The following is a 604-nucleotide window of genomic DNA, read 5'->3' on the forward strand; positions in this document are numbered from 1 at the left end:
ACCTTCAACTCGCTCTGTACTGTAGTAAAAATCTGCTTCAAGGAAAGCAATGTCATTACGCCAATCAAGGCTTAATGATGCAAGTTGAGTTTTGTTGCTTTGGTTGTTTATCGCGGTGTCTCCATCTTTAAATGCACCGTTGAAACGAATACCAAATTCTTCATTTGTACCAAAGCGACGTCCAATATCGATATGTCCTCCGAATTGAGTGTCCGATAAGTAGCTGCCGGTGAAAGATGTGATTGGTGTTTCTTGTGCTCTTTTTGTCACTAAGTTGATGGTGCCACCAACAGATCCATTCGGTGGCATACCGTTGAGCAAAGAAGCAGGACCTTTAAGTACATCAATACGTTGATACATTTCAGGAGGGGTTCGGTAATAAGGAGCGATACCATACAATCCATTAAACATAACGTCGCTAATGTCTGAGTTGAAACCTCTTATTTTGAAACTTTCTTTGTTTAAGCCGGTTTCACCGCTGGTGAAAACAGAGGGATCAGAAGCTGAGATTACATCTGAGATATCGCGTGCTTGTTGGTCTTGAATGTGTTTTTCTGTGTATCCAATCGTATTGAAAGGCGTTTCCATGAAGTTTTTGTCGCCA

Annotated in this window: 1 protein-coding gene; it reads right to left on the bottom strand. The window is 41.4% G+C overall.

Annotation, left to right across the window (positions count from 1 at the left end; all coding sequences use genetic code 11):
- Window positions 1-604: TonB-dependent receptor plug domain-containing protein (locus R7P74_RS27750; RefSeq protein WP_318123887.1), on the bottom strand; the 604-nt coding region annotated here is incomplete at both ends.

Source organism: Vibrio sp. 2033, from assembly GCF_033339735.1.